Here is a 15,865-nt window from a genome sequence, read left to right as displayed (position 1 = left end):
CCCCTCATGCGATTCCCGTCAGGGGGATGGGCGTCGGTCTTTGGAGCAAGGAGGAGTTGTTCATGACGGCTGCGGATACCAATATTTCCCGAGGAGCGGCAACGGCGGGCCTGCTCGATCGTGAGCGCATCATCGCCAAGCCAGGCTTCAACCGATGGCTTGTGCCGCCGGCCGCGTTGGCAATCCATCTTTGCATCGGCATGGCCTATGGCTTCAGCGTCTTCTGGCTGCCACTGTCCAAGGCGCTCGGTACATCGACGCCGGCTCCCGCGGAATGCGCCAGCCTCAATCTGCTGACGGCCCTGTTCACGACAAGCTGCGACTGGCGCGTCAGCGATCTCGGCTGGATCTATACGCTCTTCTTCGTATTGCTGGGTTCTTCCGCCGCCATATGGGGCGGCTGGCTGGAAAAGGCCGGGCCGCGCAAGGCCGGCGTCGTCGCTGCCTGCTGCTGGTGCGGCGGGATCGTGATTGCGGCTATCGGCGTCATCTTCCACCAGCTCTGGATCATGTGGATCGGCGCCGGTGTCATCGGCGGCATCGGTCTCGGCCTCGGCTATATCTCGCCGGTGTCGACGCTGATCAAATGGTTTCCCGACCGGCGCGGCATGGCGACCGGCATGGCGATCATGGGCTTCGGCGGCGGCGCGATGATCGGAGCACCGCTCGCGAGCCTGCTGATGAACAATTTCCGCGCTGACGGCTCGGTCGGCGTCTGGCAGACCTTCATCGTCATGGCGGCCATCTATTTCGTCTTCATGATGGGCGGCGCCTTCGGCTATCGCCTGCCGCCGGCCGGCTGGCGCCCCGAAGGCTGGACGCCGCCCGTAGCAAAAAGCACGATGATCACGACGAAGCATGTGCATCTGCGCGATGCTCACAAGACCAAGCAGTTCTGGCTCATCTGGGCGGTGCTGTGCCTCAACGTCTCGGCCGGAATCGGCGTCATCGGCATGGCCTCGCCCATGCTGCAGGAAATCTTCGGCGGTGCTCTGATCGGCCTGCCGGATGTCGGGTTCTCTGCCCTGAGCAAGGATCAGGTGGCGACCGTCGCAGCCATCGCCGCCGGCTTTGCCGGGCTCTTGTCGCTGTTCAATATCGGCGGTCGCTTCTTCTGGGCGTCGCTCTCCGACAAGATCGGCCGCAAGAACACCTATTACTGCTTCTTCGTCATCGGCATCGTGCTCTATATCCTGGCCCCCTGGGCGGCGGGCATTCACAGCAAGGTGCTGTTCGTCGGCGCTCTTTGCATCATCCTGTCGATGTATGGCGGCGGCTTCGCAACGGTTCCCGCCTATCTCGCCGATATTTTCGGCACGCAGTTCGTCGGCGCGATCCATGGTCGGCTGCTGACGGCCTGGGCAACGGCCGGCATCATCGGCCCGGTGGTCGTCAACTACATTCGTGAGGCGCAGAAGGCCGCGGGTGTCCAGGGCGCGCAGCTCTATACCTTCACCATGTATATCCTCGCCGGCATGCTGGCGCTGGGGCTGATCGCCAACTTGCTGATCAAGCCGCTCTCGGACAAGTGGTTCATGTCGGATGAGGAGGTCGCGGCGTTGCAGGCAAAGACCGCGGCCGCCAATGCCGGCCCCACCGGCTCCTTCGGCATCGGCACCGGCGGCTTCGACGGCAAGGCGCTGATCGCCTGGGCCATTGTCGGCATTCCGCTGCTCTGGGGCGTCTGGGTGACGATCAAAAGCACGTACGCACTGTTCGGCTGATTGCTCCTCCCAAAAATGATGAAGCCGCCTCGACCTGGTCGGGGCGGCTTCATGCTGAGAGGGCAAGTGTAATGGCAATCATGCCGCGCGGCGCATGACCATATCCCTGATGACAGCATCGGCGAGGCGGAACTGGGCCAGCAGCGTATGCAGCGCATCCGCCTCATTGGCGAGCCTGAGGCTTGCGGCGGTGCTCTCCTCGACCATCGCGGCATTCTGCTGGGTCGTCTGGTCCAGCGAATTGATCGCCGAATTGATTTCCCGAAGGCCGATCGTCTGTTCCTTCGATGCCTTCACGATGGCAGCGACGTTGGTGTTGATGTCGCCGACCTGGGTGACGATCTGCTCGAGCGCCTTGCCCGTCTGGCCGACGAGGCCGACGCCGTTTTTCACATGCTCGCTGGAGGCCGTGATCAGCGCCTTGATCTCCTTGGCAGCACTGGCGGAGCGCTGCGCCAGTTCCCGCACTTCCTGCGCCACGACGGCAAAGCCTTTGCCTGCCTCGCCGGCTCGCGCCGCTTCGACACCGGCATTCAGCGCCAGAAGGTTGGTCTGGAAGGCAATGTCATCGATGACGCCGATGATGTTGGTGATCTCGCGCGAAGATTTCTCGATCTGATCCATGGCGGCGACGGCGCTTCGGACGACGGTGCCGGATTGCTCGGCGCCCTGCTTGGTTTCGGCGACGAGACGCCCGGCTTCCTCGGCGCGTTGGCTGGAATCGGCGACTGTCGTGGTGATCTCTTCCAGCGCCGCTGCCGTCTCTTCCACCGAGGCGGCCTGCTGTTCGGTGCGTCGCGAGAAGGCTTCGGCCGAATCGCCGAGCTCGCGAGAGCCGGCGGCAATGGCGCTGGCATTGTCGCCGACAGTGGTCAATGTCTCGGCGAGCTTGTGGACGGTTGCGTTGAAATCGTGGCGAAGCTGCTCCATCGAGGGCACGAAGGACCGCTCGAGCGTCTTCGTCAGGTCACCTTCCGACAGGCTGCGAAGGGCGCCGCCGAGCTCGCTGATGGCGCTCATGCGCGAGGTGACGTCCGTCGCGAACTTCACGACCTTGTAGACCTTGCCATCGGCATCGGTGATGGGGTTGTAGGCTGCCTGAATCCAGATTTCCTTGCCGCCCTTGCCGTAGCGGACGAATTCGTTGGCGATGAACTCGCCTTCCGCCAGACGCTGCCAGAAGCGCTTGTATTCCTCGGTGCGGGCATAGGCCGGCTCGCAGAAGATGCTGTGGTGCTTGCCGGTGATTTCGCTGAGCGCATAGCCCATGGCGCCGCAGAAGTTTTCGTTCGCCGTCAGGATCTCCCCGGTCGGCAGGAATTCGATGACGGCCTGCGAGCGCGAGAGCGCTTCGAGCTTGCCGGCATCGTCGATCGCCTTCTTCCTGGCTTCGGTGACGTCGGCTGCGAATTTTACAACCTTTACCGGCTTTCCGTTGCGGAAGACGGGGTTGTAGGAGGCCTGTATCCAGATCTCGCGATTGCCCTTGGCAAGGCGCTTGTAGGTGCCGGCGTCATATTCGCCGCGGCCGAGGCGCGCCCAGAAATCATGATAGGCGGGGGTTGAGACATAGGCCGGCTCGCAGAACATCCGGTGATGGTTGCCGACGATTTCCTTCAGCTCATAGCCTAGCGCGCGACAGAAATTCTCGTTTGCGGTCAGAACCTTACCCTGAAGGTCGAATTCGATGATGGCCTGCGATTTGGAAACGGCGGAAAGAATGCGGCTGGCATCCGATGATAGACTGAACATTCCTATTCCCTCTCAGAAAGCTCGCGCCTGCCCGGGCGTCGATTGATGGCATCGAAGCGGGCGGCCGCGCTCGCCGGCACGCCGAAAGACGACGTTCCGCACGGGATGGTCGGAATGTTGAGATTGTATTTTCTTTCCTCGCTTCACAATCGATGATGGAGTGCTCCCCCTTAATTTTGAGTAAAAATTAGTTTATTAGAAATTATAATTTAAATAAAATATAACTAACTAAAATTATGAGGAAATAAAAAACCGCCGCGAAAAGGCGACGGTTCTTTGAAGAAGACTATAAGGCGAAGTTACGCGGCGAGTTCGTCTGTCTCATTCTCCTTGAACATCTTGGCGAGGTTCAGGAAGCAGATCATCCCGTTCTCTGTCGCGATGATACCTTCGCAATAGGCGCGGTCGAAGGAGGCGGTCACTTCCGGAACCGGCTGCACCTGGCTGGAGGCGATCGTCAGGATGTCGGAAACGCGATCGACCAGCATGCCGATGACCATGTTGTGGACTTCGGCAACGACGATGGCGCTGCGCTCATTGGCGACCGTGCTCTGCATGCCGAGCTTGTAGGCAAGGTCGATGATCGGGATCACCGAGCCGCGCAGGTTCATGACACCGATGACATCGGCCGGTGCGTGCGGGATCGGCGTCGATGGCGCCCAGCCGCGGATTTCGCGGATCGTGGTGGTCTTGACGCAGAATTCCTGCTCATGAAGGCGGAATGCAATGATTTCCAGGGTATCGCCGCTGAAGCTGGTGGAATTGATCGTGGCCATGAACGTTCTTCCCGTTGAAGCGCGACGCCAAATGCGGCGTGTTGATGGCACGATAGAGCAAGAACATTGCTTAAACCTAAATCTATACAAGCGGCTTCGAAGTATAGGCCGGCAGGGCAAGAGGCTGGAAGGGGGGCTTTCCGCCAAGGGAGGCTGGCTACCCGTCCTCGTGGTTCGAGGGCGCTTGCGCGCCACCTCACCATGAGGACTGATCTTCTCGCTCCGCGGCCCAAAAGAGGCAAGCCATATCGAGGGCCAGGCTGCTCCATCCTCACCCTGAGGTGCGGAGGCTCCCGAGCTTGTCGAAGGGGCTAAAGCCTCGAAGGGCGAGGATGGCCCCCGAGAGGAAGGCCGCTCCTTTGGCGGGATATCCCTCTACCGGTGGGCTAGAGAGCTCTCAGGCGGCTCTGGTCGGACGGTCGAAGATGCGGCGGCCGAAAAGGCTTGCGGCCATTTCCACCAGCACGCGGGCGCTCTTGCCGCGGTCGTCGAGGAAGGGATTGAGCTCGACGAGATCGAGCGACGAGACGAGGCTGCTGTCGGACAGCATTTCCATGATGAGATGCGCCTCGCGATAGGTCGCGCCGCCAGGCACCGTCGTTCCGACGCCAGGCGCGAAATCCGGATCGAGGAAATCGACGTCGAAGCTGACATGCAGCAGGCCATTGGCGGCTTCGACCGTGTCGAGCACCTTGCGCATGATGGCGGCCACGCCCTGTTCATCGAGCGAGCGCATGTCGAAGACGTTGACGCCGTGTTCGCGGATTGCCTCGCGCTCGCGCGGATCGACGGAGCGGATGCCGACCTGGAAGACTTTCGTCGGATCGACCAGCGGCCGGCCGGCCGGCAATACGTTCGCGATCTCGGCCTCGCCGCAGTAGTAGGCGACAGGCATGCCGTGGATATTGCCCGATGGCGAGGTGGCGGGTGAATTGAAATCGGAATGCGCGTCCAGCCACAGGACGAAGAGGGGACGGCCGACTTCCGCCGCATGGCGGGCCATGCCGGAGACGCTACCCATGGACAGGCTGTGGTCACCGCCGAGGATCAGCGGAAAGCTGCCTGATGATGCGACGTCATAGACCTTTGCCTCGAGCGCGCGCGTGAAGGCGCCGACGATCTTCAGGTTATGGGCCTGCGGATGTTCCGGCAGGTCTGCCGCTGGCGCCGGGTGCAGGTCGCCGCTGTCGGTGACGCGATGGCCGAGCTCGATCAGGGTGGTTTCGATGCCGGCAATGCGAAGCGCCGTCGGGCCCATGCCGGCGCCGCGGCGGCCGGAACCTTCCTCCAGGGGAACGCCGATCAAGGTGATGGGGGTGGATTGCGTATTCATCGGCATTGCTCCGAGGTTAGAGGCTATTTGCCCGCATTATTGATTTTCTGCGTGACAGCAAAAAGATGGAAAATTGTCGAAAATTGACTAGCTTTTGGCGAATTGGTCAATTCGATTTAGCAGAAATGACAAGCATATGGTGATCCGGATCGCCGTCTCCTCGGTGCGCTTGTTGGCAAGGCGCGTTTCTCCTTCTCCCCGTGGGGAGAAGGGGTGCGCGGCGAGCGAAAGGCAATTTCCCGGTAGCGCCACCTCACCCCACATTGGGCGAGGGGATTTGTCTCTCAATACTCATGCTCGTAGACGATGCCGGCTTCGCCGGCGCCGTCCGAGCCTGCGGCACCACGCAGCTTCACGCCACGTCCGACATTCAGGTTGATGATCGCCTTGGTGTTGTTGGACGCGCCCTGCTGCAGCTCGATATAGGTGCGCTTGTTAAGGTATTTGCCGGCGCCGACCTGCGCCTGGCCGTTTGCATCCGTCGAGATGTCGAGATCGTCGACGCCGAGATGGCTGCGCAAGCCTTCGAACAGCGAGGTGGAGCGCCCGCCTGCCAACTGGCTCGCAGCATCGGCGAGCTGGGCGATCTGCATGGGCGAAAGCTTTGACATGGACTGGCCGAAGATCAGCTGCGCCAACACTTCGTCCTGCGGCAGGGCAGGCGAAGAGGAAAAGCCGATCTGCGGATCGGTGGCGAGACCGGTAACATCGACTGTTATTGTGGTCGAGCTCACCGTTGACGTCGCTTCCATGTTGAGCGCCGGCGTCAGGTCGCCGCCGAAGGTGATCTTGCTGCTATCGGTGAAATCCAGCCGGCGGCTGAGGATGGTGAGACGTCCGCGCCGCATGGTGAAGCCGCCGGAAACGACCGGCTCCGCCGCCGTGCCGCGAACGGTGATGCTGCCGCCCAGTTCGGCGTCGATGCCGCGGCCGCGCACGAAGATCTGCGAGGGTGCTTCGAGCTGCAGATCGATGCCGAGGGTGGTCGATTTGCCGCGTGGCCCCTCAGGCTGCCGATCCTTGAATTGAGCTGTGACCGCGGCCGGCGCATTCCTGTGCTTGATATTGATCTCGGAGAGCGAGGCCGGCAGCTTCTCAGGCACGGTGATCGACGCCTTGTTGATCCTGAGATTGCCCGTCAGCATCGGCGCGGTCATCAACGGACCCTTGACGCCGAGCGTGCCGTTGACGGTTGCAGCCACCAGCGTCCCGTCGACATAGGTCGCATTGTTGAACTTCACCTGGATATCGGCGGGGAAGCCGCTATCAGGGGTGATGCCGACCGTGCCGCTGCCCGATATGCTGCCGCCGCTGGCGAGATTGCCGCTCAGTCGCGAGATGACGGCCTGTCTGCCGTCGAGCGTGACCGTGGCGGCAAGGCCATTCAGGGTCAGGTTTCGCCGCACGTCGACCAGCTTTGCGCCATCGGTCGAAATCGTGCCTGTTATGGCCGGTGTGGCAGTCGTGCCGCCGATCTGCATGTCGATCTTCGCCGTGCCCGTCATGACCAGGGCTTGGGCGGCAAGCTGGCCGGCAAGGGCGTCGAAGGGCAGATTGCCGGAGAATTTCAGCGCCATCGCCTTGTTGCCGGCAATGGCGACGGTGCCGCCGCCGTTGAGCACCAGGCCGCTCTGGCCGGTCAGGTTGGTGTTGATGGTGACGACATTGTCGGCGAATTTGCCGTCTGCCTTGATGCCGAGCGGTGCGAGGCCGGCGGACTTCGTCTGGCTGGTCGCCGCGCCCGACCAGTTGGTCTGGAACACGACGGCGGGCGAGCTGGCCTTGCCGGTCACCGTGACCGTGCCGGAGATGGCGCCTTCTGCCGCAAGTGTCGGGGCGAAGACATTGGCAAGGCTTGCCGGCAGGTTGGCGATCTTGGCGTTGATGTTCAGGGCCTGGCCGGCGGTGCCGTCCACGGTTACCGAGCCGCCGCCTGTCTGCAGCGTCAATCCGTTCAGCGAGGCGACGCCATCCTTGATGACGATCTTGGTCGGTGCTGCGAGTTTCACCGGTATCGTCTTCGGTGCGCCGGCGAAGGCGTCGAGGTTCACGGTCGTCTGCCCGCCTGATGTCTCGACGCTGCCGCGCGTCGTCAGCGGTGCGTTGTCGTAAGTCGATTTCAGATCGAAATCCGTGCGGCTGCCCTGCTGGGTGAAGGTCAGGTTGAGGTCGGCGATGCGGTTGGCGCCGGAGGCGATGGTATCGGCGCGGATACTGCCGTTGGCGGCAAAAGCCTTGAGATCGTCGACGGCGAGCGCCACGGCCGGCTTGTTGATGACGAGATCGTCGCGGCGGATGCCGTTGCCGCTGGCGTTGACCTTCAGGCCGATCTTGCCATTGGCGCTGGCGATATCGAGCGAACCCTTGAGATCGCCCTCGGCCTTCTGTCCGGCTAGCGCTGCAAGCAGGCTGAGATCCGGCAGGTCGAAAGTCAGAGCGCCTGTCGGCTCGAAGCTCGGCGACAGGTCCAGTTTGCCCTGCAGCTTGTTCGTGCCGATTTCGGCTGCCAGCGACGGGATGCTGGTGCGGCCGTCCTTGGAAACGGCGTCGACGGTGATACGGATCGGCTTGCCGTCGATTGCGCCGCTTGCTTGAACGTTTGCCTGAGGAGCCTTGGGATCGGCGGTGCCGGTGACATTGACGTCAAGCGTATCCAGCAACCGTCCCGCCAGCTTGACGTTGACGGCCTTGACTGTGGCATCGATGCCGAGCGCGGAGAGCGGTCCCTTGGCCTTGACGCCGATATCGGCCTGTCCTTGCGCATTCGGGACGAGCTTGGAAAGATCGAGCACCTTGCCTGACAGATCCGATGTCAGCGACTGCTCGTTGAGCGCGACACTGCCGTTGATCTCGGCGACGTTGGATTTCACCGCGAGATTGGAGAGCGTCATCTTGGTCGGCACCGTGCCGGCGACCTGACCCTCCAGCGAGATCGTACCCTCGAACTTGTCGGAGATGCCGTCGGGCAGGACGCCGGGCAGCGCAAAGAGCTTGAAATTGCCCGTCAATGCTTTCGACGACAGCGTGTACTTGCCGTTGACCGTGCCGCCGATGCTGGCGCTTTCGAGCGTCGTATTGTTGAAGCCAATCGTGTCGGGCGACAGCTGCAACGGCGCAGTCAGGGCGATCGGCGCGCGGATGAGACGATTGAGATCGGCGCTGACGAAAGCCGTCTGACCGACGACCAGGCGAAGCTGCAGCGGGCCTGACATGCCGGTGAGATTGAAGGAATCGCTGCGGGCGCTGAGATTGATTTGCCCGATATTGCCCTGCGGCGTGCTGGCGCTGTCAAGCGCGGCTTTGGCATCGATCTTGACCGACTGGGCAGCGCCCGTCAGCGCGATATCGACCCGCGAAATCAGGGCGCGGACCTCGCCGCCTTCCATCGGCCAGCGGAAGTCGACCGGGCCGGAGGTGCCGATCAGATTGGCATTGAGGCTGTTATTGCCGGTGGGATCGAGCGTGCCCGATGCGGCAAGCACGGCGCTGCCGGTGGCAAGATTGCCGGTCTGGATATCGATCTTGCCCTTGCCATCGAAGGTGGCCGAAAGATCGATGGTGGTCTGGCCGGCAAAGAGCGGCCTCATGGTCGGCGGCAGCAGCGAATCGACATCGCCGCCGCCTTTGACATCGATGTGGTGCAGGCCGTCGGCGGAGAGGCTGTGGCGACCGCTGATGGCGACCGTGGGCTTGCCGTCGAGCGCCGCCTGCAGCTTGCCGGCCCAATTGGAAAGGGGGCCGTCGCCCGAGAGATCGATGTTGATGGCCGGGCCGCCCGGCAGGTGCAGGAGGCCGGCCAGCATGCCGTCGCGCGGCTCGGAGATCTGCGTCTTCAGCTTCAGCTGGTTTTCGGCGGGCGCAAAGGCGATGTCGGCGGAGAGCTTGGCATCGGGTACATCGCGCCTGAAGGCATTGAGCCTCAGGCCCATGCTGCTGCCGTTTGCCTTGACGCTGCCGTTGGCGGCCAGAACGAAGTCCTGTCCGGCGAGAGCCTGCCCGATGCGAAGATCAGGCAGGGCGATGGCACCGATATCGATGGCGATAGGCAGCGAGAAGCCGCTGCCGCCCGTCGACGGTGTTTCCGGCGCGGGCGCGGCTGTTGAAACCGGCAGTCGCTCGAAATCGACGACGTCGGCCGCGACGCGATTGGCATGAAAGGTGCCGGTCAGCAAAGACAGCGGAGACCAGTCGATGGCAAGGTTCCGCACCTTGGCATAGGTGCCCTTCGTGTCCGACACGGTGATCGAACCGACCCTCAGATTGCCGTTCAGCAGTCCCGACGGCGCGGCGATGGCAATGGTGCGATCCGGCGTCGAGGCAAGCTTCGCCACCTGATCGACGGCATAGCCGGTTGCCGAGGGTACCAGGCCGACGACGAGCACAGCCGCGATCACGAGCAAAAGGATCGCCGCGACCGCATAGGCCAGCCAGCGCACCAATCTGCCGAGGATTCGAATCAATATGCTCATGAAAGCGACAGTAACCTCAATTTTGTAACCGTGTGCTGAAACGTCCGCGACAACTATGCGGTTTGTCAGAAGGCCTGGCCGATGCCGGCATAGATGCCATAAGATGTACCGTCGTCATATTTCTTCAACGGCACGGCGACATCGAGCCTGATCGGGCCGAAGGGCGTAGCGTAGCGCAGGCCGACGCCTGCGCCAATGCGCAGATCGGAAAAGTCCGGAAAGGCGGTGTCGGTGACGCTGCCCATGTCGACGAAAGGCACGACGCCGATTGTGTCGGTGATCTTCACGCGCGCCTCGAACGAGGCGGTCACATAGGAGCGTCCGCCGGTTTCGTCGCCGTTTGAGTTGTAGGGCGAGATTTCCTGATAGCCGTAGCCGCGCACCGAACCGCCGCCGCCGGCATAGAAGCGCCGGGTGGCGGGAATATCCTCGATGCTGTTTGCGCCCAGCAGCGAACCGGCGGCGAGCTTGCCGGCGAAGACGACATTGTTGTTGGCGCCAACGCCCTTGTAGCCAGTGATAGAGCCCTCGAAGGAACTGAAGACCGAACCGCCTATCGCATCGTAGCTCGGCTTGGCGCTGATCGAGGCGCGATAGCCCTCGGTCGGGTCCAGCTTGTTGTCGCGCGTGTCGCGGACATATTCGAGCGGGATCGCGATCGTGAGATAATTCTGCTTGCCGAAGGCATCGGTGGTGTCCGATTCATAGGACACTTCGCCGCCGGCCGAGACTGTATCCTGGTCATTGATCTCATAGGCGAGAGCGCCGCTTGCCGTCGCCAGATTGGCGTCATAGGCATCCGGATGCAGGGTCTGCATTTTGAAAGCCGCGGTAAAGGTCGCCGACGGATAGAAGGTTGCGGGCCGGACATAGGTGATACCGGCGCTGTAGTCGAGCTGGCCGAAATCCGTAGTCTCGCCGATGCGCGATACAGATCCTTCGATGCGCAGAGAATCGGCGCGTCCCGTCAGATTGCGATGACCCCAATAACCCTGCAGGCCGAAGCCGTCGATGGTGGAATATTGCGCGCCGACGCCGAAGTAGCGCTGCTTACCTTCCGACACTTCGATGGTGGTCGGGATGCTGCCATCCGGCGCCAGCTTTTCGGCCTCGCGGATGGTAACGCTGGAGAAGACGCCGAGCTTTCTCAAGCGATCCGATGCCTTCTTCAGCTCCGCGGGCGAATAGGGTTTGCCTTCATTGATGCGGGCATAGCGCTTGATGAAATCCGGATCGACCGATTTCTGGCCGGTGACGCCGACATTGCCGAAGGGAGCGACGGGGCCGCTTTCGATCTTCAACGAAACGTCGACGGTATCGGTCGAATGGTCGGCGACGACCTGGCGCTCGTCCAGCTTGGCGAGCGGATGGCCCTCGTTCTTGAAGTCGGCGACCATTTTGTCGCCTGCCTTCAGGATGGTCAACGAGCCGGCGTCGCCGCCGCGCGCGAGGCCATATTTAGCCGGGTCGAGCCTGGCGGCGTCGTCGAGCAGGTTGATCTTGCCGAGTTTGAAGACGGGGCCGGGATTGACGCTGATGGTCACGGCAACCGGCTTGGCGCGGCTGAAGGTCGGTGTCGGCGGCAAGGCGTCGAGAGGGGTACCATTGATGGCAATGGTGACCACGCCGCCATAGCGCGCCTTCTCATAAAGGGAGGCAATCAGCCGGTCGCGATCGTCGCGCGCCTTCACGACAACGCCGAGGTCGCCGGATACCGGCTTCTTTTCGTCGGCAACCAGCATCGAGGTTTCGCTCAATGCGTCCTTTAGGTCCTTGTCGAGATTGTCGGACTTGAAGTCGACGGTGTATCGCACCGGATCGTAAACCTGATCCGTCGTTTCGTCCTCGCCCCAAAGCTTTATACCGAAGAGTTTGAATGCAAAGGCATTTCCGGCGTATATCGGACCGAGCGCAAGCGCTGCCGCAACCGCTGCCACGGTTCCTGCCTGCCGATACGCAATACTCTTTCTCGGTTCAGTTCTTTTATGCATACGCCGCTTTACGGTTACATGAGAACTTACTCAGTTTGACGTTTCCCGGGAGTTAACGCGCGGCCACCATAGAGGCAAAAGCCTCTCAGGTGTACCGTTTTGGAGTCAAAAACCTGGAAAATGTGCCCACCAAAGGGCGAAATACCAGCGTTTGCGGCAAGTTTGTGCATATTCCGGCGACCTGAAAGATGACCCGTTTGAGTTGTCGGGTCCGCATCCGGTTTGGTCGTATCGGCGGTGGAGTGCTCTATCTGCTGGAACAAAAAAAGTCCCGGACTTGTGGTCCGGGACTTCCAAAATCTCGATCGAAGATCGATCAGTAACCGCGATAGCCGCCGCGCGGGCAATCGTCGATGTAGCGACGGCCGTAGCGGTCGCGGTAATAGCACTGGCCGGGCTGTTCCTGGACGCTGCCGATGACGGCACCGGAAAGACCGCCGATTGCGGCACCGACGGCTGCGCCGCGGACGTTGCCGGTCACCGCGCCGCCGATAATGGCGCCACCCGCCGCGCCGATGCCGGCGCCCTGTTCGGTCGGCGTGCAGCTTGCGATAGACAAGCCGACCAATGCGAGCATAAGAATTTTTTTCATTTACTCTCTCCAACGTTAGTTAAGCCGAACCCCGGCCAACGTCGTCCCAATTCTTCAGCTCCACCACGATGGGCTGTCTTTCAGTCCTGCAATGATAGAAAATATCGTGCAAAATATGATTGTCTATTGGTGGACCGCAGTTTTTTTATTGCTGAACAAAGGCGGCTTCGTCTTTGGGGAATAAAACAGTCCTTAGGAAGCATAAAATCAGCCTCATCTCTAAAGTAGAGGTTGATTGGATTGCGAAAAAGTCAAATGATACCCCCTGCCTCTGGAGGAGAGGCGAGGAGGAAAATATGGCAAAAGTGACTTTGACGGTGAACGGCCGTTCGGTCAGCGGCGAGTGCGAGGATCGCACGCTGCTTGTCCATTTCATCAGGGAAAAACTCGGCCTGACCGGAACGCATGTCGGCTGCGACACGAGCCAATGCGGCGCCTGCGTCATTCACATGGATGGCAGGTCGGTGAAGAGCTGTTCCATCCTGGCCGTTCAGGCTTCCGGTTCCAAGATCACAACCATCGAGGGTCTGGCCGCCAATGGCGAACTGCATCCGGTTCAGGCTGCCTTCAAGGAACATCATGGCCTGCAATGCGGCTTCTGCACACCGGGCATGGTGATGACGTCAGTCGACATGATCAACCGTCATGGCGGCAAGCTGGATGAGAAAACGGTGCGCAGCGAGCTCGAAGGCAATATCTGTCGATGCACCGGCTATCACAATATCGTCCAGGCGGTTCTCTCCGCCAATGCTGAAATGCACGCCGCCAATCAAGCGGCCGAATAAAGTTTCACCGAGATCGTCTGGCGAAGCGCCGGGACTGTGATCTTGGCGGATTGCCGGGCCCGGAACCCCAATGGAGGATGTGATGGGCGTTGAAGGCATTGGCGCGCGCGTGGCGCGCAAGGAAGACAAGCGATTTCTGACGGGCAAGGGGCGCTACACCGACGACATGGTGACGCCGGGCATGAAATATGCCTTTTTCGTCCGCAGCCCGCATGCGCATGCGAAGATCAAGGGGATCGACGCCTCGGCGGCTCTTTCCATGCCGGGCGTGATCGGCGTGCTCGAGGGCAAGCAATTGCTTGCCGATGGCATCGGCAATCTGATCTGCGGCTGGATGATCCATTCCAGGGACGGATCGCCCATGAATATGGGCGCCTGGCGTCCCCTGGCGGTCGACACAGTCCGCTATGTCGGCGATGCCGTCGCCATCGTCGTGGCCGACAGTCTCGGCGAGGCCCGCGATGCGGCCGAGGCCGTTGTTGTCGACTATGAGGAGCTGCCAGCCGTCGTCGAGGCGGTGGATGCGCTGAAAGCGGGCGCGCCGCAGATCCATCCGGAAGCGGCGAACAATCTGATCTTCGACTGGGAGCTTGGCGATGCGGCGGCGACCGACAAGGCGATTGCCGAGGCCGCGCACGTCACCGAAATCGAGATCCACAACAACCGGCTTTCGCCGAATGCCATGGAGCCGCGCGCGACGCTCGGCATCTATGATGCGGCCGAAGACCACTATACCTGCTATACGACCAGCCAGAACCCGCATGTCGCCCGGCTCGTCATGAGCGCCTTCTACAATGTCGCGCCGGAAAACAAGCTGCGTGTCATCGCACCTGACGTCGGTGGCGGCTTCGGCTCGAAGATCTACATCTATCCGGAGGAAATCGTCTGCCTGTGGGCGTCGAAGAAGACCGGTGTGCCGGTCAAATGGACGGCGGATCGCACGGAAGCCTTCCTCACCGATGCGCATGGCCGCGATCATCTCTCCAAGGTCAAGATGGCCTTCGATGCGCAAAACCGCATGACGGCTCTGAAGGTCGATACGATCGCCAATCTCGGCGCCTACATGTCGCTGTTCTCCTCGGCGGTGCCGACTTACCTTTATGCGACGTTGCTGTCGGGCCAGTACGCCATTCCGGCGATCCACGCCAATGTCCGGACGGTCTATACCAATACGGTGCCGGTCGATGCCTATCGCGGGGCGGGGCGGCCGGAGGCGACCTATCTGCTCGAGCGCACGGTGGAAACGGCAGCGCGCGAACTCGGCGTCTCGCCGGCAGAGCTCAGACGGATCAATTTCATCCGCTCCTTCCCGTACCAGACGCCGGTCATCATGAACTACGACGCCGGTGACTACGAGGCCTCGCTCAACGCCGCCATGCAGCAGGCGGATTGGGCCGGCTTCCCAGTCCGCAAGGCGGAAGCCGCCCGCCGCGGCATGAAGCGCGGCATCGGCATGAGCTGCTACATCGAGGCCTGCGGCATCGCGCCGTCGCAGGCGGTTGGGTCGCTCGGAGCCGGCGTCGGCCTGTGGGAATCGGCCGAGGTGCGCGTGAACGCGGTCGGGACGATTGAAGTGCTCACCGGCTCGCACAGCCATGGGCAGGGGCATGAGACCACCTTTGCACAGCTGATCTCGGACCGGCTTGGCGTGCCGATCGACAGCGTCTCCATCGTCCATGGCGATACCGACAAGGTGCAGATGGGCATGGGCACCTATGGCTCCCGCTCGGGCGCCGTCGGCATGTCCGCCGTCGTCAAGGCACTCGACAAGGTGGAGGCGAAAGCGAAGAAGATCGCCGCGCATCTGATGGAGGCCGACGAAAGCGATATCGTCATCGAAAACGGTGAGTTGAAAGTGGCCGGCACGGACAAGGCGCTGCCCTGGTTCCAGGTGGCGCTGGCCTCCTACACCGCGCACAATCTGCCCGCCGGTATGGAGCCGGGCCTCAAGGAAACCGCCTTTTACGATCCGGCGAACTTCACCTTCCCGGCCGGCTGCTACATCTGCGAGGTCGAGGTCGATCCGGAAACGGGCAAGACCGAGATCATCCAGTTCGTCGCGGCCGACGACTTCGGCAACATCATCAACCCGATGATCGTCGAGGGACAGGTGCATGGCGGTATCGCGCAAGGCATCGGCCAGGCACTGCTGGAAGGCGTGCATTACGACGAGAGCGGCCAGCTTCTGACGGCGAGCTTCATGGACTACACCATGCCGCGCGCCGACGATCTGCCGTCCTTCCAGCTTTCGCACCAGAATACGCCGTGCCCGAGCAATCCGCTCGGCATCAAGGGATGCGGCGAGGCGGGCGCCATCGGTTCGCCGCCGGCGCTGATGAATGCCATCACCGACGCCATCGGCAACAACACGCTGACCATGCCGGCCACGCCGCTCAAGGTGTGGGAAGCGGCACGGGCTACGGCCTGAAACGAGAGGAGGAGA

9 protein-coding genes are annotated in these 15,865 nt (G+C 61.8%); 3 read left to right on the top strand and 6 right to left on the bottom strand.

Annotated elements, in window-relative coordinates:
- The first annotated feature begins 62 nt into the window (after positions 1-62).
- Positions 63-1,724, top strand: coding sequence for an OFA family MFS transporter (locus ACIQWP_RS18410; RefSeq protein ID WP_402790090.1), 1,662 nt, complete (start codon positions 63-65; stop codon positions 1,722-1,724).
- Between the two features lie 78 nt (positions 1,725-1,802).
- Here the strand turns inward: ACIQWP_RS18410 and ACIQWP_RS18405 are convergent, their stop codons facing one another.
- The 6 genes from ACIQWP_RS18405 to ACIQWP_RS18380 form a co-directional block, all read right to left on the bottom strand.
- A complete protein-coding gene (locus ACIQWP_RS18405) occupies positions 1,803-3,476 on the bottom strand; it encodes a methyl-accepting chemotaxis protein (RefSeq protein WP_402790087.1) in 1,674 nt (557 codons plus the stop codon).
- 299 nt (positions 3,477-3,775) lie between these two features.
- Positions 3,776-4,252, bottom strand: coding sequence for a chemotaxis protein CheW (locus tag ACIQWP_RS18400; protein WP_402790084.1), 477 nt, complete (start codon positions 4,250-4,252; stop codon positions 3,776-3,778).
- A 397-nt stretch (positions 4,253-4,649) separates the two neighbouring features.
- Entirely contained in the window at positions 4,650-5,585 is a 936-nt protein-coding gene (rocF, locus tag ACIQWP_RS18395; protein WP_402790082.1) for an arginase, read from the bottom strand.
- Positions 5,586-5,869: 284 nt separating this feature from the next.
- Positions 5,870-10,054 carry a translocation/assembly module TamB domain-containing protein gene (locus tag ACIQWP_RS18390; RefSeq protein ID WP_402790079.1) on the bottom strand — a complete coding sequence of 1,395 codons (4,185 nt, stop codon included), beginning with the start codon at positions 10,052-10,054 and terminating at the stop codon, positions 5,870-5,872.
- 65 nt (positions 10,055-10,119) lie between these two features.
- Positions 10,120-12,045 carry an autotransporter assembly complex family protein gene (locus ACIQWP_RS18385; RefSeq protein ID WP_402790076.1) on the bottom strand — a complete coding sequence of 642 codons (1,926 nt, stop codon included), beginning with the start codon at positions 12,043-12,045 and terminating at the stop codon, positions 10,120-10,122.
- A 316-nt stretch (positions 12,046-12,361) separates the two neighbouring features.
- Entirely contained in the window at positions 12,362-12,637 is a 276-nt protein-coding gene (locus ACIQWP_RS18380) for a glycine zipper domain-containing protein (RefSeq protein ID WP_402790073.1), read from the bottom strand.
- 296 nt (positions 12,638-12,933) lie between these two features.
- Between ACIQWP_RS18380 and ACIQWP_RS18375 the strand changes: the two genes are divergently transcribed.
- Both ACIQWP_RS18375 and ACIQWP_RS18370 read left to right on the top strand, forming a co-directional pair.
- Entirely contained in the window at positions 12,934-13,422 is a 489-nt protein-coding gene (locus ACIQWP_RS18375) for a (2Fe-2S)-binding protein (protein ID WP_402790071.1), read from the top strand.
- A gap of 82 nt (positions 13,423-13,504) precedes the next feature.
- Positions 13,505-15,850, top strand: a complete 2,346-nt coding sequence (locus ACIQWP_RS18370) for a xanthine dehydrogenase family protein molybdopterin-binding subunit (protein WP_402790068.1) — start codon at positions 13,505-13,507, stop codon at positions 15,848-15,850.
- Positions 15,851-15,865: the final 15 nt, after the last annotated feature.

Source organism: Rhizobium sp. NPDC090279, assembly GCF_044769665.1.
GTDB lineage: Bacteria > Pseudomonadota > Alphaproteobacteria > Rhizobiales > Rhizobiaceae > Rhizobium.
This window is presented reverse-complemented; position numbering and strand designations above follow the sequence as displayed.

Bases quoted from the DNA above. Each gene is read 5' to 3' on its own strand.
- ACIQWP_RS18410 (WP_402790090.1), top strand. From the start codon at position 63: ATGACGGCTGCGGATACCAATATTTCCCGAGGAGCGGCAACGGCGGGC.
- ACIQWP_RS18405 (WP_402790087.1), bottom strand. From the start codon at position 3,476: ATGTTCAGTCTATCATCGGATGCCAGCCGCATTCTTTCCGCCGTTTCC.
- ACIQWP_RS18400 (WP_402790084.1), bottom strand. From the start codon at position 4,252: ATGGCCACGATCAATTCCACCAGCTTCAGCGGCGATACCCTGGAAATC.
- rocF (WP_402790082.1), bottom strand. From the start codon at position 5,585: ATGAATACGCAATCCACCCCCATCACCTTGATCGGCGTTCCCCTGGAG.
- ACIQWP_RS18390 (WP_402790079.1), bottom strand. From the start codon at position 10,054: ATGAGCATATTGATTCGAATCCTCGGCAGATTGGTGCGCTGGCTGGCC.
- ACIQWP_RS18385 (WP_402790076.1), bottom strand. From the start codon at position 12,045: ATGCATAAAAGAACTGAACCGAGAAAGAGTATTGCGTATCGGCAGGCA.
- ACIQWP_RS18380 (WP_402790073.1), bottom strand. From the start codon at position 12,637: ATGAAAAAAATTCTTATGCTCGCATTGGTCGGCTTGTCTATCGCAAGC.
- ACIQWP_RS18375 (WP_402790071.1), top strand. From the start codon at position 12,934: ATGGCAAAAGTGACTTTGACGGTGAACGGCCGTTCGGTCAGCGGCGAG.
- ACIQWP_RS18370 (WP_402790068.1), top strand. From the start codon at position 13,505: ATGGGCGTTGAAGGCATTGGCGCGCGCGTGGCGCGCAAGGAAGACAAG.